Annotated in this window: 16 protein-coding genes; 5 read left to right on the top strand and 11 right to left on the bottom strand. The window is 50.8% G+C overall.

Annotation, left to right across the window (positions count from 1 at the left end; genetic code table 11):
* Positions 1-43: 43 nt before the first annotated feature.
* Positions 44-1561, bottom strand: coding sequence for a carbohydrate porin (locus HMPREF0201_RS09830; RefSeq protein ID WP_016536457.1), 1518 nt, complete (start codon positions 1559-1561; stop codon positions 44-46).
* Positions 1562-1709: 148 nt separating this feature from the next.
* Entirely contained in the window at positions 1710-2633 is a 924-nt protein-coding gene (locus HMPREF0201_RS09825; protein WP_016536456.1) for an aminoimidazole riboside kinase, read from the bottom strand.
* A 221-nt stretch (positions 2634-2854) separates the two neighbouring features.
* Here HMPREF0201_RS09825 and HMPREF0201_RS09820 point away from each other — a divergent pair, with 221 nt between their 5' ends.
* Positions 2855-4552, top strand: a complete 1698-nt coding sequence (locus HMPREF0201_RS09820) for an NAD-dependent malic enzyme (protein WP_039898231.1) — start codon at positions 2855-2857, stop codon at positions 4550-4552.
* A gap of 230 nt (positions 4553-4782) precedes the next feature.
* Here the strand turns inward: HMPREF0201_RS09820 and HMPREF0201_RS09815 are convergent, their stop codons facing one another.
* The gene (locus tag HMPREF0201_RS09815; protein WP_055696361.1) at positions 4783-6330 is read right to left on the bottom strand and encodes a S8 family serine peptidase; all 1548 of its coding nucleotides are present in this window, start codon (positions 6328-6330) and stop codon (positions 4783-4785) included.
* Between the two features lie 241 nt (positions 6331-6571).
* Positions 6572-7681, bottom strand: coding sequence for an ABC transporter substrate-binding protein (locus HMPREF0201_RS09810; protein ID WP_016536453.1), 1110 nt, complete (start codon positions 7679-7681; stop codon positions 6572-6574).
* Between the two features lie 243 nt (positions 7682-7924).
* On the opposite strand from HMPREF0201_RS09810, the gene tyrP reads away from it, so the two are divergent.
* The 3 genes from tyrP to HMPREF0201_RS09795 all read left to right on the top strand — a co-directional run bounded on the left by tyrP (position 7925) and on the right by HMPREF0201_RS09795 (position 12570).
* The gene (gene tyrP, locus HMPREF0201_RS09805) at positions 7925-9136 is read left to right on the top strand and encodes a tyrosine transporter TyrP (RefSeq protein ID WP_016536452.1); all 1212 of its coding nucleotides are present in this window, start codon (positions 7925-7927) and stop codon (positions 9134-9136) included.
* Between the two features lie 193 nt (positions 9137-9329).
* A complete protein-coding gene (locus tag HMPREF0201_RS09800) occupies positions 9330-11471 on the top strand; it encodes a TonB-dependent siderophore receptor (RefSeq protein WP_016536451.1) in 2142 nt (713 codons plus the stop codon).
* 1 nt (position 11472) lies between these two features.
* The gene (locus tag HMPREF0201_RS09795; RefSeq protein WP_016536450.1) at positions 11473-12570 is read left to right on the top strand and encodes an ABC transporter substrate-binding protein; all 1098 of its coding nucleotides are present in this window, start codon (positions 11473-11475) and stop codon (positions 12568-12570) included.
* A gap of 26 nt (positions 12571-12596) precedes the next feature.
* On the opposite strand, the gene HMPREF0201_RS09790 is transcribed toward HMPREF0201_RS09795, so the two are convergent.
* Both HMPREF0201_RS09790 and HMPREF0201_RS09785 read right to left on the bottom strand, forming a co-directional pair.
* Positions 12597-13595, bottom strand: a complete 999-nt coding sequence (locus HMPREF0201_RS09790; RefSeq protein WP_016536449.1) for an ABC transporter substrate-binding protein — start codon at positions 13593-13595, stop codon at positions 12597-12599.
* 11 nt (positions 13596-13606) lie between these two features.
* Complete coding sequence (locus tag HMPREF0201_RS09785; protein ID WP_016536448.1) at positions 13607-15793, bottom strand: TonB-dependent receptor; 2187 nt, start codon at positions 15791-15793, stop codon at positions 13607-13609.
* A gap of 301 nt (positions 15794-16094) precedes the next feature.
* On the opposite strand from HMPREF0201_RS09785, the gene HMPREF0201_RS09780 reads away from it, so the two are divergent.
* Positions 16095-16583 carry a P-loop nucleotide/nucleoside kinase family protein gene (locus HMPREF0201_RS09780; RefSeq protein WP_016536446.1) on the top strand — a complete coding sequence of 163 codons (489 nt, stop codon included), beginning with the start codon at positions 16095-16097 and terminating at the stop codon, positions 16581-16583.
* 41 nt (positions 16584-16624) lie between these two features.
* Here the strand turns inward: HMPREF0201_RS09780 and HMPREF0201_RS09775 are convergent, their stop codons facing one another.
* The 5 genes from HMPREF0201_RS09775 to betA all read right to left on the bottom strand — a co-directional run bounded on the left by HMPREF0201_RS09775 (position 16625) and on the right by betA (position 21825).
* Positions 16625-17542 (bottom strand): OspG family effector kinase, encoded by a 918-nt coding sequence (locus HMPREF0201_RS09775; RefSeq protein WP_039898229.1) that lies wholly within the window; start codon positions 17540-17542, stop codon positions 16625-16627.
* Positions 17543-17572: 30 nt separating this feature from the next.
* A complete protein-coding gene (locus tag HMPREF0201_RS09770) occupies positions 17573-18364 on the bottom strand; it encodes an N-acetylmuramoyl-L-alanine amidase (RefSeq protein ID WP_039899298.1) in 792 nt (263 codons plus the stop codon).
* A gap of 140 nt (positions 18365-18504) precedes the next feature.
* The gene (locus HMPREF0201_RS22900; protein ID WP_160160631.1) at positions 18505-19641 is read right to left on the bottom strand and encodes a protein-tyrosine phosphatase family protein; all 1137 of its coding nucleotides are present in this window, start codon (positions 19639-19641) and stop codon (positions 18505-18507) included.
* Between the two features lie 165 nt (positions 19642-19806).
* On the bottom strand, positions 19807-20037 hold the full coding sequence (gene pptA, locus HMPREF0201_RS09760; protein ID WP_016536442.1) for a tautomerase PptA: 231 nt from the start codon (positions 20035-20037) through the stop codon (positions 19807-19809).
* Positions 20038-20139: 102 nt separating this feature from the next.
* Positions 20140-21825 carry a choline dehydrogenase gene (betA, locus tag HMPREF0201_RS09755; protein ID WP_016536441.1) on the bottom strand — a complete coding sequence of 562 codons (1686 nt, stop codon included), beginning with the start codon at positions 21823-21825 and terminating at the stop codon, positions 20140-20142.
* Between the last annotated feature and the right edge of the window lie 15 nt (positions 21826-21840).

Here is a 21840-nt window from a genome sequence, read left to right as displayed (position 1 = left end):
TTGTTATTAATCGACTCTCCCGCCGCAGCGGGAGGTAGATGGGTTAAAACCAGGTTTCCATCTGCACGCCAAAGTTCCATTCCCCACCGGCGTTAAAGCCGCTGCTGCCGAAGGCGTCGTTGCTGGCGTAGTTGTCCAGCTTGCTGCTCCAGTCCATCCAGGTGGCAAACAGGCGCAGCTCAGGGCGGCTGAAGAAATCCCCGATGCTGCCTGCTTTCAGGGTCGGTGCGAAGGTCAGCTTGTAGAAGCTGCCGTTAACCGCATTGCGCTCCTTATAGCCCTCGGGCTTTAAGTCCATATACTGATAGCTGCCTTCGAAAGCCAGGGCAAAGTTCTGGGTCACTTCTTTTATCAGGCGGGCATTCAGGGTTGCCCACTGATAGCTGTCGCCTTTCACGTAGCGGTCTTTACTGCTTTGCGCCAGCAGCGCCGGAGCGATATGCCACCCGTTACCGATTGGCGTTACGCCAAAGCTTGCAAACCGCCAGGTATTTGCCTCAGACAATAGCGCGCCGTCTGAGCCAATGCCTTTAACTTCGGCCCCAAGTCCATGCCCGTAAAGCAGCGCGGTTTTAGCCGTCCCGTCACGCAGCCCGTAGAAGCTTTCGTTATGCAGGCCAAGCAAAGTGTGCACACCGTTATTAGCCGCCTCTTTCTGAATAAGTTCGCCGCTGGCGTCTTTGCGGTCGTCGTTATCTTTAGCCCGCAACCCGGTGACCATCAGCTGGAACGGTCCGGCAAAGTGATTCATGGTTAGCATGTAGTTTTGAACGGTATTGCCCGTATCTTCGAGACGGCCAAAGTTGCGGCCATACACAGCAAAGTTACTACGCAGGCTATCGTTCCACTTCACGTCATACACACCGCCGCCGGTCCCGGCAAGAAACACCACGTCGGAGTCCAGCCAGTGGATATCGAAATTATCGCGGTCGAAGCGTTTACCCGCCCACCAGGTGCTGCCCTTCAGCGGCCCGTCCAGCCCCGGCAGGTTTCCCAACTCCGCAAAGGCCTGGCGAATATTGAGATCGCTCGAGTCCGCCGACCAGTCGTTATAGGTTTTTTGCCCGTCCGCCAGCATCGCCTTAAAGCGCGTGGTTGCGCCATTATCCAGCGTTTGATGATGCTCAAGATTCAGCTCGACGTAAGTATCGGCCTCATTACCCAGGCGGCCAATTGCGCCGCCGGTTTCTCCTGCCGGAGTCAAATAAGGCCCGCTTTTACTACTGGAGGCAGAGTCGTTCATCAGCAGCCCGGAACGCGCATAGCCATGAAACTCAAAGCCGCTCGCCTTATCGGCCTTGCTTTCAAGCTTTGCGGTGCGCTGAGCAACCTCCTCTGTGGAAGCCTGGGTTTGCTGCTGCCGGGCTGCAAGCTGCTGCGCCTTTTTCTCCGCTACCGCAGCGCGGCTCTCTGCCGCCTGTGCCCTGCTTTCCGCATCCTGCAAACGCTGTTCCAGCGCGGCAAGACGGGATTCAATGGTGTTTAAGTCCGTAGTAGCCTGGGCGGAGGCCGTTCCAATAAGCAGCGCTATCATCACCGCCAGTTTGCTTTTCTGGTACATGTTTGTCGTTTCCCTGAGAGGCTGGTGCCATTTGTAATTTTGCTAAACCGGTTTAGTTAAAAAATCTTAACCAGGCATAAAGAGGCGGATCAATGAATTTTGCTAAACCGATTTAGTAAATGTGACAAACACGACAAACAGAATATATTTACAGCAGTTTCTCAACCTCTTCGCGGTGAGGAAGCGCCGTCATTGCGCCTTTGGCTGTGGTCGCCAGCGCGCCGCATAGCTGGGCAAGCTCAATGGTCTGCGCAAGCTGCCCGGTGTTTTCCGGCATTCCCCTGGCAGCCAGCGCGTTCAGCAACCCGCCCACGAATGCGTCGCCCGCCCCGGTGGTATCCACGCAAACCACCGGCCGGGCGGCGAAGTGATGAACCTCTCCCCGATAACTGGCCATTACGCCCTCTTTACCCAAGGTGACCAGCAGCAGTTCCGTGTTGTAGCGGCTCGCCAGCTTTTCAATGCCCGCCCGCAGGTCAGCCTGCCCGCTGATGAACACCAGTTCCTCTACGGACAGCTTAACAACGTCTGCCAGCAGCAGCGCGCGGGTGAGGCACGCCTGTAGCTCGGCGCTATCGTGCCAAAGATCGGGGCGAATATTGGGGTCGAAGCTGACTGTGCCCGCGGCCTTTTTTATCTGTTCCATTGCGCCAAAGGTGGTGGCCCTGCTCGGCTCCGCGCTCAGGGCTATAGAGCAGGTGTGCAGCCACTGGCCGCGTTTAAACGGCGGCAAATCGGCAGGTTCGAGGAAAAGATCGGCGCTCGGGCGGACCATAAAGGTGAAGCTACGCTCGCCTTGCTCATCGAGACTGACAACCACGGTTGAGGTGCGATGTTGTGCATCGGCATGCATAAACGTTGTATCGACCTTCTCACTCGCCAGCGTTTTCCTCATAAAACGACCGAAGGGATCGTCGCCCACGCGGCCAATAAATCCGCTGCTGCCGCCGAGGCGAGCAATACCCACCGCTACGTTAGCCGGTGCGCCACCGGGGCATTGTAATAATCTTCCGTTGCCGTCCGGCAGCAGGTCAACAACCGCATCGCCCAGCACCCAAACATGTGCGCTCATGGTTCCTCCATTTGTAAGCTAAATATTGCTAAACTGGTTTAGCTATTTAATCACACTCTGATTACGCTCAGAAACAAAATTCCTGATGATTTGGGGACTTGTGTAACCAAAGTTCTTGGACAGGCTGTGTCAGATGCGGTACCGCTGTGCCATAATATCGCGCGACAACTCACCGAATGAGCCTTACGGCAAGACATTACGTCGAAAAAAAGAGTATGCACATGGACATCAAACCAAAAAAACATCGCTCGCTTTATATCCCTTACGCCGGACCCGTTTTACTCGAATTCCCCCTACTCAACAAAGGCAGCGCTTTTAACATTGAAGAGCGCCGTAACTTCAACCTGCTCGGGCTGCTGCCTGCCGTTGTTGAAACCATTGAAGAGCAGGCCGAACGCGCCTGGATACAGTACCAGGGCTTCAAGACCGAAATTGATAAGCACATCTACCTGCGTAATATCCAGGACACTAACGAAACGCTGTTCTATCGCCTGGTAGAGAACCATCTCGAAGAGATGATGCCGGTGATTTACACCCCGACCGTTGGCGCGGCGTGTGAGCGTTTCTCCGAAATTTACCGTCGCTCCCGCGGCGTGTTTATCAATTATGAAAATCGTCACCATATGGACGATATTCTGCAGAACGTGCCGAACCACAACATTAAAGTCATCGTGGTGACCGACGGCGAACGTATTCTTGGCCTGGGCGACCAGGGCATCGGCGGGATGGGTATTCCTATCGGCAAGCTGTCGCTCTACACCGCGTGCGGCGGCATTAGCCCGGCTTACACCCTGCCGGTCGTGCTGGACGTCGGCACTAACAACCAGCAGTTGCTCAACGACCCTCTGTATATGGGTTCTCGCCATCCGCGTATTACCGGCGACGAATATTACGAGTTCGTTGATGAGTTTATTCAGGCCGTGCGCCACCGCTGGCCGGATGTGCTGTTGCAGTTCGAAGATTTCGCGCAGAAAAACGCCATGCCGCTGCTGACTCGTTACCGGGATGAGATCTGCTCGTTTAACGATGATATTCAGGGCACCGCTGCTGTTACCGTTGGCACGCTGATCGCCGCCAGCCGCGCGGCTGGCAGCCAGCTTAATCAGCAGAAAATCGTGTTCCTTGGCGCAGGGTCCGCAGGTTGCGGTATTGCCGAGCAAATCATCGCCCAGATGCAGCGTGAAGGCCTGAGCGAAGAAGCCGCCCGCAGCAATGTATTTATGGTTGACCGTTTTGGCCTGCTGACAGACAACATGCCTAACCTGCTGTCGTTCCAGACCAAACTGGTGCAAAACCGTGAGCACCTGGCTGACTGGGATCTCGAGAGCGAAGCAATTTCGCTGATGGATGTCGTGCGCAATGCTAAGCCGAATATTCTGATTGGCGTTTCCGGCCAGACCGGCCTGTTCACCGAAGAAATTATCCGTGAAATGCACAAGCACTGCCCGCGCCCTATCGTGATGCCGCTGTCTAACCCAACTTCACGCGTGGAAGCCACGCCACAGGACATCATTACCTGGACCGACGGCAACGCGCTGGTTGCAACCGGCAGCCCGTTTGCACCGGTTGTCTGGAAGGATAAAACCTTCCCAATCGCCCAGTGTAACAACGCCTACATCTTTCCAGGCATCGGCCTCGGGGTGATTGCTTCAGGCGCGTCACGCATTACCGATGAGATGCTGATGGCGGCGAGCGAATCGCTGGCGCAGCACTCTCCTCTGCTGCAAAACGGTGAAGGTATGGTGCTGCCTGAGCTGAAAGATATTCAGAAAGTATCTCGCGATATCGCCTTTGCGGTAGCGAAAATTGCCCAGCAGCAAGGCGTGGCGGTTGTCACCTCTGCCGAAGCGCTGAAGCAGGCAATTGACGATAACTTCTGGCTGCCGGAATACCGCGACTATCGCCGTACTTCGATTTAATCGGCATCAGATATAAAAATTAAAGGGCATATGGTAAAGCATGCCCTTTAATATTAACGTGCTAGTCCATTGTGTATTGCTACTGCTTACCTGTAATGTTATTGATTGATACATTAAATATCATAATTCTATATCCAAATTAATTTTTATTTCACCGCCAAAAATAAAATCAAAAAATTGTGATTGATGTAATTTAATGATAAGGAGGGTGGACTTCACTCATTTACAGGTTAGATAAACATGTTTTCAATACAAGTAAACAGCTGTTCTACATTTGGTCTTTTTCCAATAAGGTCATCAACACCTTCGGTGTAATCAGATTCATTTAACAACTGTTTCATACTTTCTGCTGTGAGAACAAGTCCATGCATTTTTGCATAACACTGCAACAAAGCTAATGCACCTGAACATAAAGGTGTTGCGCTCGATGTTCCCCAATAATTATTCGTGTAGTCTCGATTATGACCTGGTAAATTTTGCGATGTGCCATAACCTGTTGTAGTGACATTTTGTCCCCAGGAGTTGATAAGTGATGAGTAGTGTCCATAATTTGAAAATGAAAGTTTACGCCCGGTCGATGAATTGCAAGCTCCTACAAGCATCGCGCCTGAGTCACCGTAGTCAGGGCAAATAGATGTATTACTCAAATCAACCCCCGAATTACCGGCGGCCATTATGACGATAGCCCCTTTTTCAGTGAGGTTGTAAATTGTATCCCACCAACTTTTTATTGCTATTGCTGGTACAAGAATATTATTTACTGTCCACTGAATATCCAGGCTTACAATATCACCGGGATGTGCCTGCTCTAATATTTTATCTATGTCTCCGGTATCATAGAAATAAAATGATGATGAGTGCGCTATTCCTGTAACACCAAAGCCGTTATTACCTGCTGCTATACAACCTGTTGATGCAGTTCCATGATCACAGTCATTTGTTTCATCACGGCTGCTCACAACCGTGATATTACCCTCCTGAAAATCTTCATGATTTTTATAAACCCCAAAATCGAGATGTCTAATGGCCACCATTGCACCTGAATAACCATGTGACCAGGCATTACGAATATTCATGCCATGTAGCTCATCAAGATAACCTTGTAACTCAGAGAAATCAGGTGTATCAGCAACATTGTTCAAGTTATTTTTTGATTTTTCTATAATATTCAATTCAGGAGGCGGTAAATTATCTGTTACTGGAACAATTGAGCAATAAATCACCCCCTCGATATCGTTAATTTTTTGGCGAATATTTTTTGCATCCTCTTTGCTTAAAATATTAGATGTTGTGTAGTATTCATAGTTATGTATTGAATGATCCTTCTGGAATAAATTTAAATTTAACACTTTCTTTTGGAAAGTATTTAACTCCAGCCTTTTATTTAATATGCTTTCTGTTTCCTTTACTCTGTCCTTATGAATTTTTATTTCGACATAAAAATCATTAATATTATCAATCTCAGGTTCATTAACACTAAAATCCATTACCCCTAAAGCTTTTGATGATTTAAGTGGAACGCCGTACTGAAAGCCTGCTTTAGAAAAATTCAAATTATTAGAATTTAATTTTAATGAATCATGGGATTTTACAGCTACCCGGTACACCCCAGGCTGGGTTACATTAAATATATGATATGTATTCTTATTATAGATGGAATCAACCAATATATTGTCCAGGTATAAATCTAAATCAACTGGGAAGGAGAACTCATTGAGTTCCACATAAATTGATGGGTTTTCATTTAACACTTTGTATATTTTAATTTTATTTTCCATGATATCATCCTCGCTTATTGTTTGTGATGAATGCATTTAATTTAAAAGTCATATTTTCAATATATTAAATATGATATTTAAATAAACACTTAAAATCATTCAGAAGTAAAGGTAGCAGATGTTTTGAATTAAAAAAATAATTATCATGGAATTTATATTAATATATTAAACATTATATTTATAGGTTGTTTAATTAACCCCTGCTCATCGAGTGCTGGGGTTAATTACAGCGTAGCGTATATTAATTTTTGCTTAGCGAGTAGCTCAGCAATATCGGGGCATCCGGCAACTGGGTGAAGCGGGTAATGATTTGGTGATAATCCGCGGTCGGGTCGAGATCTTTTAACTGCTGCGGATAAAGATCTTTGGCGAGGATTTCCATACCGATAATATTGTACGGATGGTTATAGAAGTGGTGATAAACACCGTAAACCTTCCCTTCTTTCACCGGCTCGATGCTCTGGAAAGTCGGCCGTGCCAGCAGTTTATTAAGTGCTGCGCTCACTTCCTGTTCGTTGCTGCCATAACCAAACGGCAATACGCTCGGGTTAGGACGCTTAGAGCCGGACATAATATAAACGTCTGGTTTCATGGCAATAATCTGCTCCATAGGCACAAAACCGGCGCTGCCAGGCAGCAGCGTGGAACCGATGTTTTTGCCGCCGACGGCCTCAACCAGCGCTCCCCAGCCGTTATGTCCGTGGGTGAAGCAGCAATTTTCGCTGTTCCCGGCAATCGGTTCAATAAAGACCGTTGGCTTGTTTTTCACCCCGGCAGCGACCTTCTGGATAGTAGTCAGATGCTGCTGATAAAAGTCGGCATACTCTTTGGCGCGTTTTTCCTGGTTAAGCACCGTGCCTAACAGCGTCACGCTGTTAGCGGTGTTTTCCACAGGGTGCAGCTCGTAATCAACGAATACTACAGGGATATTGAGTTTTTTCAGCGATTTGATTACACCGGTCTGCTCGAGCGCAGGTTTAGCCCGCAATTGCGCAATCATCATGTCCGGCTGCTGCGCCAGCACGCTTTCAAGGTTCACTTCTCCCTGATCGCTAAAGCCCATATCGATAATTTTGCTTGCTTCCGGCCATTTACCCTTCAGCACATTCCAGGTCTGAGTGTCCTGTTTTTTCGGCAGATTATTCCACGCCACCACGCGTTTGAACGGGTCTTCCCTGTCCAGCAGCGCCAGCGAAAGAATATCTCGGCCATCCTGTAAAATAATGTGCTGTGGTTCTTTTTGGATAGTGATGCGCTGGTTATCCATATCGGTAACGGTGATGGGATAAGTCGTTGCGCCGCAGCCCGCCGAAGCCAGCAGTAACCCTGTCATAACAAAACTTGCTTTCATTGATGCTCTCCATGAGAAAGAGATTAGTTATTATTACTATTTATATTAATAAAGCCTTAATGCGCCCTCATCTGGCAAGTATTCAATGGTTTAATTTTATTACGTGACAGCGTCACTTTTTATTGATTCAAAAATGTAAACATAACTGAACACCATCCGTAACCCTCATTTGACGCCCTCGTACTTTTCCCTTACCCTGCGCGGCATAATTGCATACAACTATTCGTAAATTCAGAGGGAAGCGTGAAGAACAGGACTCTTGGCAGTGTTTTTATCGTGGCGGGAACCACAATTGGCGCAGGAATGCTGGCGATGCCGCTGGCTTCCGCCGGGGTGGGCTTCGGCGTCACCCTGCTGATGCTCGCCGGCCTCTGGGGGGTGATGTGTTACACCGCGCTGCTGCTGGTTGAAGTCTACCAGCACGTCTCCGCCGACACCGGCCTGGGCACCCTCGCCCGGCGTTATCTTGGCCGCCCGGGGCAGTGGCTCACCGGATTTAGCATGCTGTTCCTGATGTACGCCCTGACCGCCGCCTACATCAGCGGCGCAGGTGAACTGCTGGCCGCCAGCCTCAGCCAGTGGCTTTCAACCTCCATTTCAGCAACTTCAGGCGTGCTGCTGTTTACCGTGGTTGCCGGGGCTATTGTCTGTATCGGCACGCACATGGTGGATATGTTCAACCGCGTGCTCTTTACTGCAAAAATTGTCCTGCTGGTCGTGATGCTGACGCTGATGATGCCGCATATTCACCACACCAACCTGTTAACCCTGCCGATTGAAAAGGGACTGGCGCTTTCCGCCATTCCGGTGATTTTCACTTCGTTCGGCTTCCACGGCAGCGTGCCGAGCATTGTCAGCTATATGAATGGCAACATTCGCAAACTGCGCTGGGTCTTTATCGTCGGCAGCGCCATTCCGCTGGTGGCCTATATTTTCTGGCAGCTTGCTACCCTTGGCGCGATTGATTCCGCCACATTTACCGGGCTGATGGCCGAACACTCGGGTCTTAATGGTTTCCTGCAGGTTGTACGCCAGGTTGTGGCTACGCCGCATGTTGAGCTGGCGGTTCATCTGTTTGCCGATTTCGCGCTGGCAACCTCTTTCCTCGGGGTTTCTCTGGGGCTGTTTGACTACCTTGGGGATTTATTTGCCCGCAACCGCAAAGCTTCAGGCCGCCTGCAAACCGGTCTGATGACCTTCCTGCCACCGCTGGTGTTCGCCTTGTTCTACCCACAGGGCTTTGTGATGGCGCTCGGCTATGCTGGCGTGGCGCTGGCAGTGCTTGCCCTGCTGGTGCCGTCCATGCTGGTGTGGCAGAGCCGTATACAGCACGCGGATGCAAAATGGCGCGTGGTGGGCGGCAAGCCTTTACTGGCCCTGGTCTTTGCCTGCGGTATTGCGGTTATCGTTATTCAGTTCCTGATTACCGTCGGCCTGCTGCCGGAAGTCGGCTAATTCTGCTTCTCAGACCGCGAGGCACTCTCCTCGCGGTTGCCTGAATCCTTCGCATCATCTCCCTCCCAATCATCAGGATTTTGTATTTAAAACCAGTGCTTATGTAAGCAGAGTTAATATTGTAAATGCTAATTATTGTCATTATCATCTCAATTCCCATTATAAAATTGCTTCAGCATCGACAATAAACATCATGACTCGCATTCCATTTGCTTCTACTTTCGTTCGCCAGGCGCTGTTAAATTCAAAATTACTCATTCTTGCAACATTCGTCATCGGCGGGCAGGCCAGTGCCGCCGACAAGCCGAAGGAAGACACGCTAACGGTGGTGGCAAACGCCAACCCGGACGGTTCCCCGGCAAGCTACACCCAGGATGAATCGTCCATCGCCTCGCGCAGCAAAACGCCGCGCAGCGAAATTCCGCAGTCCGTCAGCGTGGTTACGCCTCAGGTTATTGATGACTACGATGTCACTTCGGTAAATGACGCCATGAAGTTTGTCAGCGGCGTAACCCAGAGCAACACGCTGGGCGGTATAGAAGACGGCTTTGTAAAACGCGGCTTTGGTTCCAATAGCGACGGCTCCGTGTTTATCGACGGCGTGCGCAGCAACCAGGGGCTGGCGATGGACTCCAGCATCGACCACGTTGAAGTCCTGAAAGGCTCAGCCTCTCTGCTGTACGGCATTCTTAACCCAGGCGGCGTTATCAACCTGGTCAGCAAGAAACCGCAGTACAGCTGGAACACCCACGTCAGCGGCACCAGCAGCAGCAACGGCGGGGGCTCCGGTATGGTTGACGTTACCGGGCCGCTCGGCAATGGTTTTGCCTTCCGCCTGGTGGCGGAGCGCCAGCACGAAGATTACTGGCGCAACTTCGGCAGCGACGAGCACACGCTGATCGCCCCTTCCCTGAGCTGGTACGGGGACAAAGCCTCGTTCAATATCAGCTACGTGGAGTACAAGTTCGATATTCCGTATGACCGCGGTACCGCATTCATCAACGGCAAACCGCTCGATATTCCCTACAACCGCCGCATCGACGATTACGCGAACCACGCCTGGGGCAAGAACAAACGCCTGACAACCAACTATTCGTACAAGCTGGACGACACATGGGAAACCAACCTCAACTACGCATGGATGCAGCGCCGCTACGACAGCAACGAAGTTCGCGCCACCGCGGTCGATCCTAAATCCGGGATTGTTTCCCGCCGGGCCGACGCCAACCGGGGCTTTAACCACCAGACCGATTACGCTTCCTGGGACATCAGCGGCAGCCCGGAACTGCTGGGTATGACGCATGACATCACCCTCGGCGCGGACTACGAGCAGAACGAAACCTACAAGAAGTATTCGTACCGCGGCAAGGTGTCGAAAACCTTCAATATGAACAGCCCGGTTTACGGGGAAGCGCCGATCGTTGGCAGCAGCACATATAATGACTCCAACAGCAACTTGCGCACCAATCTCTATAGCCGCTCGCTGTTTGCCAAAGACAGCATCCACCTGACCGAGCAGTGGATTGCGGTGCTCGGCGGCCGCCTCCAGCGCTACACTCAAACCTCAAGTTCGGGTTGGGTAAAACCTCAAACTACCCTCGAGGACAGAGGCAATGCCTTCCTGCCTCAGCTGGGCCTGGTGTACAAAGTCATACCTGATGTGTCGCTTTACGGTAGCTACAGCAAGTCGTTCACCCCTTCGACGCAGACCGATGATAACGGCAACGTGGCCTCAACCGAGAAAGGCACCACCTGGGAAGTTGGCGCGAAGTGGCAGATGATGCCGCATCTGAGCAGCAGCCTGGCGCTTTATCGCATCGACGAGAAAGATATGTCGGTGTTTATTAACGGCGTCACTCGTAACATTCCAAAAGCCCGCTCCACCGGCGCAGAACTTGAGCTGAACGGTGAAATTGCACAGGACTGGAACCTGACGGCCAACTACAGCTACGACAAAACCGAGATCGTCGAAGATAACGTTAACCCAATCAACGTCGGCAATCGCCTGGTAAATGCCCCAACGACTATGGGCGGCCTTTACCTCAGCCACACCCTGCGCTTCTCCTGGTTGCCGGGTGAACTGCGTCTGGGCGGCGGCGGACGTTACGTGGGAAGCCGTGCGGGCGATCCGGAAAACAGCTTCACCATGCCTTCCTATACCGTGGCCGATGCGTTTATCGCGTGGGACAGCAAGCTTATTGGCAAAAACACCGAGCTGAAACTGAACGTAAAAAACCTGTTTGACCGGGAATATTACGAATCAAGCGCCGGTAACCTGCGCGTGATTGAAGGCGAACCTCGCACCGTATACCTGTCCGCAAGCGTGGATTTCTGAGATGAAAAAGTCGCTATTACTTGCGGCCCTGCTGGCACTCAGTGCCGGCGCTCAGGCCAAAACCATAACCGATATTCTCCAGCGTAAAGTCGACGTGCCGGACAATCCGCAGCGCCTGGTGGTCGGCGAAAGCCGCATGATCTATACCCTGGCGCTGGTTGAGGACGGCAACCCGGCTAAACGCATCGTCGGCTGGCCTGCGGATTTAAAGCGCCTCGACCCGCAGACGTGGAACCGCTATAGCGCGGCGTTCCCGCAAATTAAAGATATTCCGATCATTGGCAATAATAACTTCTCGCAGATAAGCGTTGAGAAAGTTATCGCCCTGCGCCCGGATCTGGTCATCCTCCCGATTTATGCCAAAAAGGAGAGCAACCACGACAGCTTCCTCGCCCAGCTGACTCAGGCGCATATTCCGGTCATTTATGTGGATTTCCGCGTCGATCAGTTAAATAACACAGTTCCGAGCCTGCGTATTCTTGGCGAGGCGCTGAATGACGAAGTGAAAGCGGAGAAGTTTATCGCCTTCTATCAGCGGCATATGGATAAAATTGCCAAACGTTTAGTCGATGCCAAACCGGTAAAGCCAACGGTGATGCTCCAGCTGCACCTTGGCGATAAAAGCGACTGCTGTACTACCGTCGGGCGCGGCAATCTGGCCGACCTGCTGGCCTTTGCCGGAGGCGACAATATTGCGGCAAGCCGCTTCCCCGGCGTCTACGGCAAAATCGCCCCTGAAGCTTTGCTCGCCGTGAACCCTGATATTTATATTGCCACCGGTAGCGCCGGACCGCAGCAGGACGGCAGGCTACAGCTTGGCTCCGAAGTGACGGCGGCTCAGGCGCAGCAAAGTTTTACTCAGGTCGTTGGGCAGCAGAAGATTATTTCCGGCCTGAGCGCGATTGAGAACGGCAATGCATGGGCGCTGTGGCACAATTTTTATCTCTCACCGTGGCACCTGCTGGATGTGGAGTTCTTCGCCAAAACCTTCCATCCGCAGCTGTTCGAAGATATGGATCCGCAGCAAACTCTCGATGAGATGAATCGCGAGTTTATGACGGTGAAAGAAACCGGAACCTACTGGACAAAGCTGAAATAATCCTCCGGCGGCCCGGGTTCGGGCCGCTACATTTTCGGGTTAAGAATGGCCGCGATTTGCTCGCCGCTAAGCGTCAGGCCAAAGAAGCTGCGGTAAAAATCTCTGGTCTCTTTTTGCATATCCACATCGCTGAATTGTTCCGGGTAAAGTTTTTTTGCCAGCCACAAAAACTGTAGCGCCTCTTCACTCGTTTCCCGGCACCACCAGAACATCCCTTTGGGATTCACATAGACGCGATGATGAAGCACCGCATCAACACTTGCCCACTGCGGGGAAGAGAGGATCTCGTCCGCATCTCGCTTGTTCATCGCCACTATAACTGCGGGATTGGCCGCAACCAGTTGCTCCATTGAGACTTCGCCCGGGCGATTTTTCCTGCCATCAAACCAGTTTTCAGCCACGTTTTTGGCCCCGGCCAGATCCATCCAGTCCTGATTGAGCGACGGCCGCCCTGTCGTGGTCAGCGGGCCACCCATGCTGTGATACACCGTCAAGCGTTTATCATCGGGAACGTTCTGAAGGCGCGTTTTGACCAGGGCCACATTGCGGTCGAAATAGCGCTGATACAGGCTGGCTTTTACCTGCGCATCCTCACCCAAAACGTCCGCCGTTTGCTGCACCCTACGCGTTAATGCCTGCATGGAATTAGCCTCAAAAGCCAGCACGCGTACGCCAGCCTGCTCCAGCGTTTCCTGCCGGGGTATTTGGGTGCCTTCCGGGATAAATACCAGCTGCGCCCTCAGGGCAATAAGCTGCTCCGGGTCGAGTTCTCGCCCGCTATTCATACTGACTATTGGCACGTTTTTAATTCGCGGCAGGCTCTGACTGAACAGCGGGATTTGCTGAGCAATCTTCGACGTGCCGACAATGCTGTCGCCGTATCCCAACATGGTAATAATGGTGTTTTGTGCCGGCCACGGCGAAGCAATTCTCAGCTCGCCGTGAGGAAGAGCAGCTCTCACGCTGCCCGTAGATAACGCACAAACTCCCATCGCTAATGCGAGGAAAATGCGCTCAAGTTTCATTTTGTCACCCGTCAGAAATTGAAAGTAACAGAGGCTCGAACTTCTCGCCCGTTGCCGAGGAATGCGCTTGGGGAACCGCCGTCACCGTCGGTGCCTGACGGGAAGATCGAGGCCCAATAATGCTCATTGGTCACGTTGTTCACTGCCACGCGCAAGGTGGTGGGGACTTTTTGGAACGTTGTGGAGTAGCGTGTGCCGAGGTCAAGCGTGGTATAGCTCCCCGCCCAGGCGGTGTTAGTATCATTCGCAGCACGTTTACCGGTGTAATGAACGTTGGCGCTGTAGACCCATTGCGGGAGTGAAGGCAGGCTGTATTCTGCCAGCAGGTTGGCCTGCACTTTCGCGACACCGACAACTCGTTTGTCGCTGGTGCTTTGCGAAACGGTATCTTTTAATTTCGGATTAAGGAAAGTTACGCCGCTATAGATATTAAGCCCCTGCCAGACTTTGCCGGTAGCCGTCAGTTCAAGGCCATTATTCATCTGCTCGCCCTGGTTTTTATAAACCATATCAGCAGCATCCACATAGGCGAACGGCCGTTTCAGGCTAAATAACGCCGCGCCGAGATTCATCCCGCCGACATCCGCCTTTAAGCCAATTTCATACTGCTGGCTGCGATATGGATCCAGCGTTTGCCCTTCGTTTTTAACCCCCATCCCTGTTGGGGCGGTTCCGCCCTGCTCCAGCGAGTCGGCATAGCTGACGTAGGCCATCAGCTCGGGAGTAATTTTGTACATCAGAGCCACGTTCGGGCTTAACCCGTTCTGATCGTTCTGCCCGGTTTTTTGCCCCTGTTTATTAAAACTTTGCGTCTGTATCCAGCTCTGGCTGAGGTAGAACATGGCAGACCACTGCGGGTTAAAAGTCACCGTATCGCCCAGAGTCACGCTCTGCTGGCTATTTTCGCCGGATTTGTAGCGCGCGCCGTGTTTATTGATACGCCCGTCGGAAGGCTCTGCCATCGGCGTGGGGTCATACATGTTAGAGCTGCCAAGGTTATAACGCGTGTTGGCGCCTTTCCCGCTGTATAAAGACCAGATATAGCCGGTGGTGGAGAGCGCCAGATCGTGCTCAATTGAGCCGGTATCGGCATGGCCGTTAAGCGTCAGCGTATTGCTCAAAACACGGAAGCGGCCTGCCGCGCTGGAATCACTCAACGAGCGGGAGATATCGCCTTTGTCATTCAGAATGGTGCTGGAAACCGAGCGCATGGCACGATCGGCCTGCTGCCAGCCTACTCCGGCAGTTACCGACCAGTCATCATTGAGGTAATGAATCAGGCGCGTACTGACGGTATCGGTGGTGAGATCGTTCCCTGCGGTGCTAAGCGCCAGATTTTTGTTTTTCGGATCCGGTGCCGAAGGGAGTTTGACGTTCGGGCCGTAGCTAAAGCCGCCCGGATTCCCTTTTTGCACCATCTCATAGTGGCTGGCGTCCAGTTGGAGCTGGGTGCCGGGCCGGATATTCCAGTCAAAGGCGACGGAGAGCAGCTTGCGGCGTAACGTGCTGTCGTCGATGTTGCCTTCGCCCTCCTCGTTCAGCAGGTTTACGCGGTAGCCAAAACGGTGCTCGTCATCGAAGTGGCCGCCCAAATCCGCATGCCCGCTAAAAGCGCTGCGGCTCTGGTAGCCCAGCGTTACGTTATTCAGCGTTTCTTCCGTTGGCCGCTTAGCGATAAAGTTAAATTGCCCAGCAGGACTCGCCGGGCCATACAACGCTCCGGTCAGGCTATTTAGCACATCCAGACGCTCCAGCATTTCCACCGGGAAAGCCGTCGTGGAGACAATATTCAGACCATCAAGTCGGCTATTGGAAACAACATTACCCTGCATACCGCGGCTTTGCGGGCGGCCAACATCCATGCCACCACGCGCCTGCATTTGCGTACTCGGAGAATATTTTAATAATTCACTGACGCTTTTTGCCTGCTGATTCTCAATCATCTGTTGAGTCACGGTGGTTGACGAATAAGGCGTATCTATCCAGGCTTTATTTCCCAAAGGCCCGACGTCAATATCCGCCGTTTTAAAACCAGCGCCAGCCGCATTATCTTCCGCGGCAGCGGGTGTAGCGGTTACCAGAATCTGATCTTCTTGCTTGCCGGATGTTTCCGCTTTTTTATCCGCAGCACCTGCGCCCGGGCTAACCAGAGACGTGAAAAGCGGCAATGCCACTGCCGACTTGAATAGAAACTTCATTACGCACCTACCGTTATATAAATGATTATATTTCGAAAGCGTGCGATACTAAGCGCCCAAAAGTGACAGGCAGTTGATCGAGATCAGATTGGCTTCGATTATGCGTTAATTACTCCTTTAGGGTTATTGTTCTGAACAAGGAAAAATTGGAAATAGCGTTTTTGTTTTATCAAAATCTATTAATAAAAAGCCTTAAGGCAGCGGCTAAAATAATCAAAAATTCGTCTGCCATTTTTGATAGTTGCTTCTTTTTTCCGACCGGTAGAAAGTAAGGTCAGGCATAACATCCCATGAGGCACAAATGACCCCATCAAAACCGACTCTTCATTTGCTGTGCGGCAAAATTGCCGCAGGCAAATCCACGCTCTGCGCGCAGCTTGCGGTTTTGCCGAATACCGTTGTAATAAGCGAAGATAGCTGGCTTGCGGCACTGTATGGCGAGCAAATGCAGACGGTTGACGACTATGTGAACTATTCGGGCAAGCTTAAGCAGGCGCTGGGGCCCCATCTTGTTTCGTTGCTGAAAAATGGATTATCGGTAGTGCTGGATTTCCCGGCCAACACGCTGGCTACACGCCAGTGGATGAAAACGCTTGTTGACTCTTCCGGCGCAGACAACCGGCTGCATTTCCTTGATGTCCCGGATGAGATTTGTCGCGAAAGGCTGCGCGCCCGCAACGCCAGCGGAACCCATGATTTTGCCGCCACGGACGCGCAGTTTGATTTGATTACCCGTTATTTTGTTGCTCCGGGTGAAGAAGAAGGCTTTAACATCGCAAGATATGAATGAGATTAAAGCCTTCTCCAGGCACGTTTATTCCGCCTCTATTATCAGGTGATAACATCTGCAATAGAGGTTTTGTGGTTTTTTATTTCTTCCAGGATCTTATTGAAATCATCCTCACTCATAGCATTAAACTGTGCTTTACTTTCGGCGCTGGCATCAAAAAAGTAATGCTTGCCATTGTTTATATCAATGGGGAAAAAAGATTGTGAAGCGTCATCCCACAAAATATTTTCGAGATGAAGATCGTCATGCGTTATTCCAAGGCTATCAAGCCTGTTGATCATATCAAAAAACCTTTGCTCTGCATCATACGGTAAAGAGCCAGTAGGCAAAGAATCCAACGCTTTCCCCGGCACACGGAGCATCCTTATGTAATGATCTCCATGCTCATCTATCAGCAGTGATGCCGAGTCCTCACCGTAATAGAGTTTAAACATAGCCGTTTCATGCCTTGCTATTTCTGGCACATCATCCATAGTTTCATTATGATAACGTTTGATTAAATACTCTTCATCGTCGGCATCTATATAAACATATCCTATTTCACCGCTACCGATAAGATCCCCAAAATTGAGTGTTGATTCTTGTTTGGGATGAGCGGGCTCAAAATGAGCTTTTTTAGAAGTCACTGCCGTAACATCAGGTTCGCCTGTCACAGATTTTCTTTTTCCTGTGCAAGGTTTGTTATCAACCCCATGCTCATCGGCAAAAGACTGCTTATGTATTATCGCTTGTTTCATCGGCGAAGGAGAGCGTGGAGCCGTACCCTTAAACTCTTCCGGCACGTTGCTCAATCTATTGATTTTAGGAGTGAAAGAACAGTTCAGGCCAGCCTCAGACATGTGTTCGTCAGATGTTCTTTTAACTTGTGAGGTACTACCGCTCTGAGCTATATCATTTTGTTGCTGACAAACTGCCGCTTGTCCCGTTGTCGTTCCCGGCAGCAAGGCTGAATAAGGCATGTGTCGCTCCTTTTCTATCATGACGCATTATTATCGGCCAGTGTATTTATCCACCAGCGCATAAATTATTGCCGCCGTTTCAGGATCTATTTCGCCAGCGTAATCACTCTGGCGGAAATGGAGCTGGAAGGCCTGAAACAATAACTTTTTCCCTTCATCTGTACCGGCACCGGATACGTCATAACCGTAGGCGGCAAGTTTTTCTATTACTTCACTCTCCGCCGGCATTTGAGCGGTAAACTGGCGAAGATAACTATCTTTAATATCTTGCTGATACCATGCCCCTACGCCTGCCTCACTAAGTTGTTGCCAGGGGAATGCCGCGCCGGGATCACTTTTACGGCCGGGGGCAATATCTGAATGCCCGACAATATTATTCGGTGAAATATCCGGGTAGCGCTGGAGGATATTCAGGCTGAGTTGCCTGACAGCTTCTATTTGCTGTTCATTAAAGGGAGGGAAATTCAGATTACCATGGCCATCATCCGAGGCAAGATTAACAATTTCAATACCTATCGAGGTGTCATTAATATTGCTCCGTCCGGCCCAGTTGCTGACGCCCGCATGCCAGGCCCGTTCTTTTTCATCAACAAGGTTAAAGATGCGCATATCGTTGAAACCTGCGGCAAGATAGGTTTTGTCCGTAGGATCGGGTATCAGATAATGGGCACTTACGCTATTCCCGGTTAGCGAGGTTACTGAGTCAGCGAAATTCTGCGCCGTGTAGTGCATAACCAGAAAACGAACTCTGGGATTGTAACTTTTGACGGAACGGTATGCGTTATAGTCAATTTTGACCGGTACTGGCGGGTTAAACTTCATTTCCGGGCCAGCCTGCCCGGCATGTTTTAACTGGCTCAGTGAGGATTTTGTCTCTCCGGTGCTCTGTTTGTCATCCGGAACGCCTGGACCCTTTTGCATACCGGGAACGACACCGGCAGCTATTTTATCTATCGGCATGTTTAAGCACCTTTGTTTTCAATAAGAGGTCGCCCCTGTTGTTCAGCAATCTCAACCAAAACGTCAAGTTGCCGATCTTTCTGGACCATAAAACCACTGCGGGTGTTGCGCATATCGGTGACGATTTTCTCAAGACTAATTTGTTTATCCTGTTTATCCATCGCCATTGCGGCAATAATCTGCCCGGTGCGGCCTACTCCGGCCCGACAATGCACAACCGGTAACATTTTATCCGGGTCGTTAGCCGCGAGACTGCCTTGTTCTTTAAGTTTTGCAACCCCATTATCGGTCCATTTATTAATTGTCCGGGCGAGCTTTTTAGTTAACCTCGAACTTAAAGCCGTTTTATCTGGCCAATTGTGCACATGCAAAACATGGGTTGAGATGCTCTTATCATAACCGTGGATATCCAGGCGATAAACATTTGCTTCGACGCCATCGCCTAATAATTCTGTCTTCATTAATGTGGATTGCGTATTTACCCCGCAAGGATATCTATTCGACGTGGTGAAATAGTCCGGCATTTGATTGCTGCTATCATCGATTTCCTGACGTGATGCCAGAACAGCCATCACAGGCGTGCGGTTATCAACCAGCATCTTTAAATGGTTTTCAATTTGATGTTTTAATGGGTATTGACTGGCAATGGCGAGATTATTTTCATTAACCACGACTCTGTTTGCATTGAGATTATTGCCAACACGAGTAAAAACATCTGCCCCGATGTCTTCAAAACGGTTAATCCTGCATTCATCCGGCACCTTATCGCTTTGCGCCGGGCTTGCCAGGAAATATCGACCAAAATTGCGACGGGCACTGGGTAGCAACTGTTGCTGTAATTCTGTTAGTCGTGTCTTCAAAATATCACGATCGCCAGGGATGTTTTTTTCTGGAATCTGGATTTTCTTTAAATCCAAAATAACCTTGTAAAGTACATCATATTTTTCACCTTTACTTACCTTCCTTCCCATAAACTCAATGATTTTATCTCTATTGAATCGAGATGAAGATTGTCTTGCACAGAGCAGCTTTTCTGCAAAACGAATATTTCCGGGCGATCTTCTGTTCTCCGCCAGCATAACAGCTGATGTAACATTCCTGAATAAATAAGCTTTTATACCAAGAGATATATTATTCATTTCAATCCCCATTTAATCTTAGCAATTCACATTGCGTGTGTAATACGAGATAACGAACCGGGATGAATGTTAAAGGTTAGGGGCTGGTTTTCTTGCATAAAACGATGTTTTACTATGAATAATATAGATATAAGCCCCCGTTGCAGGGGCCAGTCACGATAAAAACTACAGGCTATAACCCGGTTTTTTCAATAGAGAATCCATTTCAGGGGCAAGCTGCGTGTCCCAGACCTCCTCTTTCCAGCGCGCCTGCTCAATCATTTTTAGCGCCACGGACAGCGACTCGTCCTTGGAGCCAAAATGCTTTTTCAGCACATCACACATTTCGCTGGCAATGGCCTGCTTCTGCTCTTCGCTCAGCTCACGGGGAAAACATTTGATTTCGATATGCGGCACGGTGACTCTCCATCTTGTTGTTGAACAGTAGTTTTACTGCTTATTGAACGAGTGAAGCAAGCGGCACAGAGAAGAAAGGCCAGCAAAGCTGGCCTTTAATGGTTACTGAATTTTGCGGGCCGGTTCGTTTCTTACCGGTGCACCTTCTGCTTTATAGTAGCTGGCGCTGCTGCGCGGGAGCGGGGCTTTGCCGCGTATGACATCGGCAATTTTCTCGCCAATCATAATGGTTGTCGCATTCAGGTTGCCGGTAATAATTTGCGGCATGATGGAAGCATCCACCACCCTCAGCCCCTGCAAGCCGTGTACGCGCCCTTCTTCGTCAACTACCGCCATGTCGTCGTGGCCCATTTTGCAACTGCCGCACGGGTGGAAAGCGGTTTCGGCATGGTTACGCACAAACTCGTCCAACTGCTCGTCGCTCTGGCAATCCAGACCAGGGCTGATTTCGCGGCCACGATATTTATCCAGCGCGGGCTGGGCCATAATTTCACGCGTGATGCGAATCGCGTCCCGGAATTCCTGCCAGTCCTGCTCGTGAGCCATATAATTAAACAGAATGCTCGGATGCTGGTGCGGATCTCTGGATTTAAGCTGTACGCGCCCGCGGCTTGGCGAACGCATAGAACCAACGTGACACTGAAAACCGTGCTCTTTCACCGCATTGGAACCGTTGTAGTTAATCGCCACCGGCAGGAAATGATACTGAATATTCGGCCAGCTAAACTCTTCGCGGCTGCGAATAAATCCGCCAGCTTCGAACTGATTACTGGCCCCCACACCGGTGCCTTTAAACAGCCATTCCGCACCTATCTGCGGCTGGTTATACCATTGCAGCGCCGGGTATAACGATACGGGCTCTTTACATTCATACTGCAAATACATTTCCAGGTGATCCTGAAGGTTCTCCCCCACGCCGGGTAGATCGTGAACCACCGGGATCTCCATACTTGCCAGCAATTCGGCATTACCCACGCCGGAACGCTGCAAAATTTGTGGGGACGCAATAGCGCCCGCGCTCAACAATACCTCTTTACGCGCTTTTGCAACCGAGTGGATAGTGCTCTCACCGGCCAGATATTCAACGCCAACCGCACGCAGACCGTCAAACAGAATACGGTCGGTCGTCGCGTGGGTCACGATAGTCAAATTGTCGCGCTTTTTCGCTACGTCAAGATAACCACGCGCGGTACTGGCGCGGCGGCCCTTCGGCGTTACCGTGCGGTCCATAGGGCCGAAACCTTCCTGCTGATAGCCGTTCAGGTCATCGGTTCGCGGATAACCAGCCTCAACGCCCGCCTCTATCATAGCGTGGAACAGCGGGTTATTTCCCTGCTTTGGTGTGGTAACCGAAACGGGGCCTTCACCGCCGTGGTAATCGTTCGGCCCGATATCGCGGGTTTCCGCCTTGCGGTAATACGGCAGACAGTCAAGATAGCTCCAGTTTTCAAGACCTGGCAATGTTGCCCAGTTGTCGAGATCCATCGCATTACCGCGGATGTAGCACATGCCGTTAATCAGCGAGGAGCCTCCCAAACCTTTACCACGCCCGCACTCCATGCGGCGGTTGTTCATAAAGGGTTCAGGCTCGGTTTCATAGGCCCAGTTATAACGCTTCCCCTGAAGCGGGAAGGCCAGCGCCGCCGGCATTTGGGTACGAAAATCAAAGCGGTAGTCCGGGCCACCGGCCTCCAGCAGCAGAACTGTCGTCTGCGGATCTTCGGTTAAACGTGCAGCTAAAACATTACCTGCGGAACCGGCTCCAATAATGATGTAATCAAATTCCATTCATCCTCCTCAGGT

Source organism: Cedecea davisae DSM 4568 (assembly GCF_000412335.2).
Taxonomy (GTDB): Bacteria; Pseudomonadota; Gammaproteobacteria; order Enterobacterales; family Enterobacteriaceae; genus Cedecea; species Cedecea davisae.
This window is presented reverse-complemented; position numbering and strand designations above follow the sequence as displayed.

What these genes read in the sequence shown, in the direction of transcription:
- HMPREF0201_RS09830 (WP_016536457.1), bottom strand. Translation starts at nt 1,561, where the DNA reads ATGTACCAGAAAAGCAAACTGGCGGTGATGATAGCGCTGCTTATTGGA.
- HMPREF0201_RS09825 (WP_016536456.1), bottom strand. Translation starts at nt 2,633, where the DNA reads ATGAGCGCACATGTTTGGGTGCTGGGCGATGCGGTTGTTGACCTGCTG.
- HMPREF0201_RS09820 (WP_039898231.1), top strand. Translation starts at nt 2,855, where the DNA reads ATGGACATCAAACCAAAAAAACATCGCTCGCTTTATATCCCTTACGCC.
- HMPREF0201_RS09815 (WP_055696361.1), bottom strand. Translation starts at nt 6,330, where the DNA reads ATGGAAAATAAAATTAAAATATACAAAGTGTTAAATGAAAACCCATCA.
- HMPREF0201_RS09810 (WP_016536453.1), bottom strand. Translation starts at nt 7,681, where the DNA reads ATGAAAGCAAGTTTTGTTATGACAGGGTTACTGCTGGCTTCGGCGGGC.
- HMPREF0201_RS09800 (WP_016536451.1), top strand. Translation starts at nt 9,330, where the DNA reads ATGACTCGCATTCCATTTGCTTCTACTTTCGTTCGCCAGGCGCTGTTA.
- HMPREF0201_RS09795 (WP_016536450.1), top strand. Translation starts at nt 11,473, where the DNA reads ATGAAAAAGTCGCTATTACTTGCGGCCCTGCTGGCACTCAGTGCCGGC.
- HMPREF0201_RS09790 (WP_016536449.1), bottom strand. Translation starts at nt 13,595, where the DNA reads ATGAAACTTGAGCGCATTTTCCTCGCATTAGCGATGGGAGTTTGTGCG.
- HMPREF0201_RS09785 (WP_016536448.1), bottom strand. Translation starts at nt 15,793, where the DNA reads ATGAAGTTTCTATTCAAGTCGGCAGTGGCATTGCCGCTTTTCACGTCT.
- HMPREF0201_RS09780 (WP_016536446.1), top strand. Translation starts at nt 16,095, where the DNA reads ATGACCCCATCAAAACCGACTCTTCATTTGCTGTGCGGCAAAATTGCC.
- HMPREF0201_RS09775 (WP_039898229.1), bottom strand. Translation starts at nt 17,542, where the DNA reads ATGCCTTATTCAGCCTTGCTGCCGGGAACGACAACGGGACAAGCGGCA.
- HMPREF0201_RS09770 (WP_039899298.1), bottom strand. Translation starts at nt 18,364, where the DNA reads ATGAAGTTTAACCCGCCAGTACCGGTCAAAATTGACTATAACGCATAC.
- HMPREF0201_RS22900 (WP_160160631.1), bottom strand. Translation starts at nt 19,641, where the DNA reads ATGAATAATATATCTCTTGGTATAAAAGCTTATTTATTCAGGAATGTT.
- betA (WP_016536441.1), bottom strand. Translation starts at nt 21,825, where the DNA reads ATGGAATTTGATTACATCATTATTGGAGCCGGTTCCGCAGGTAATGTT.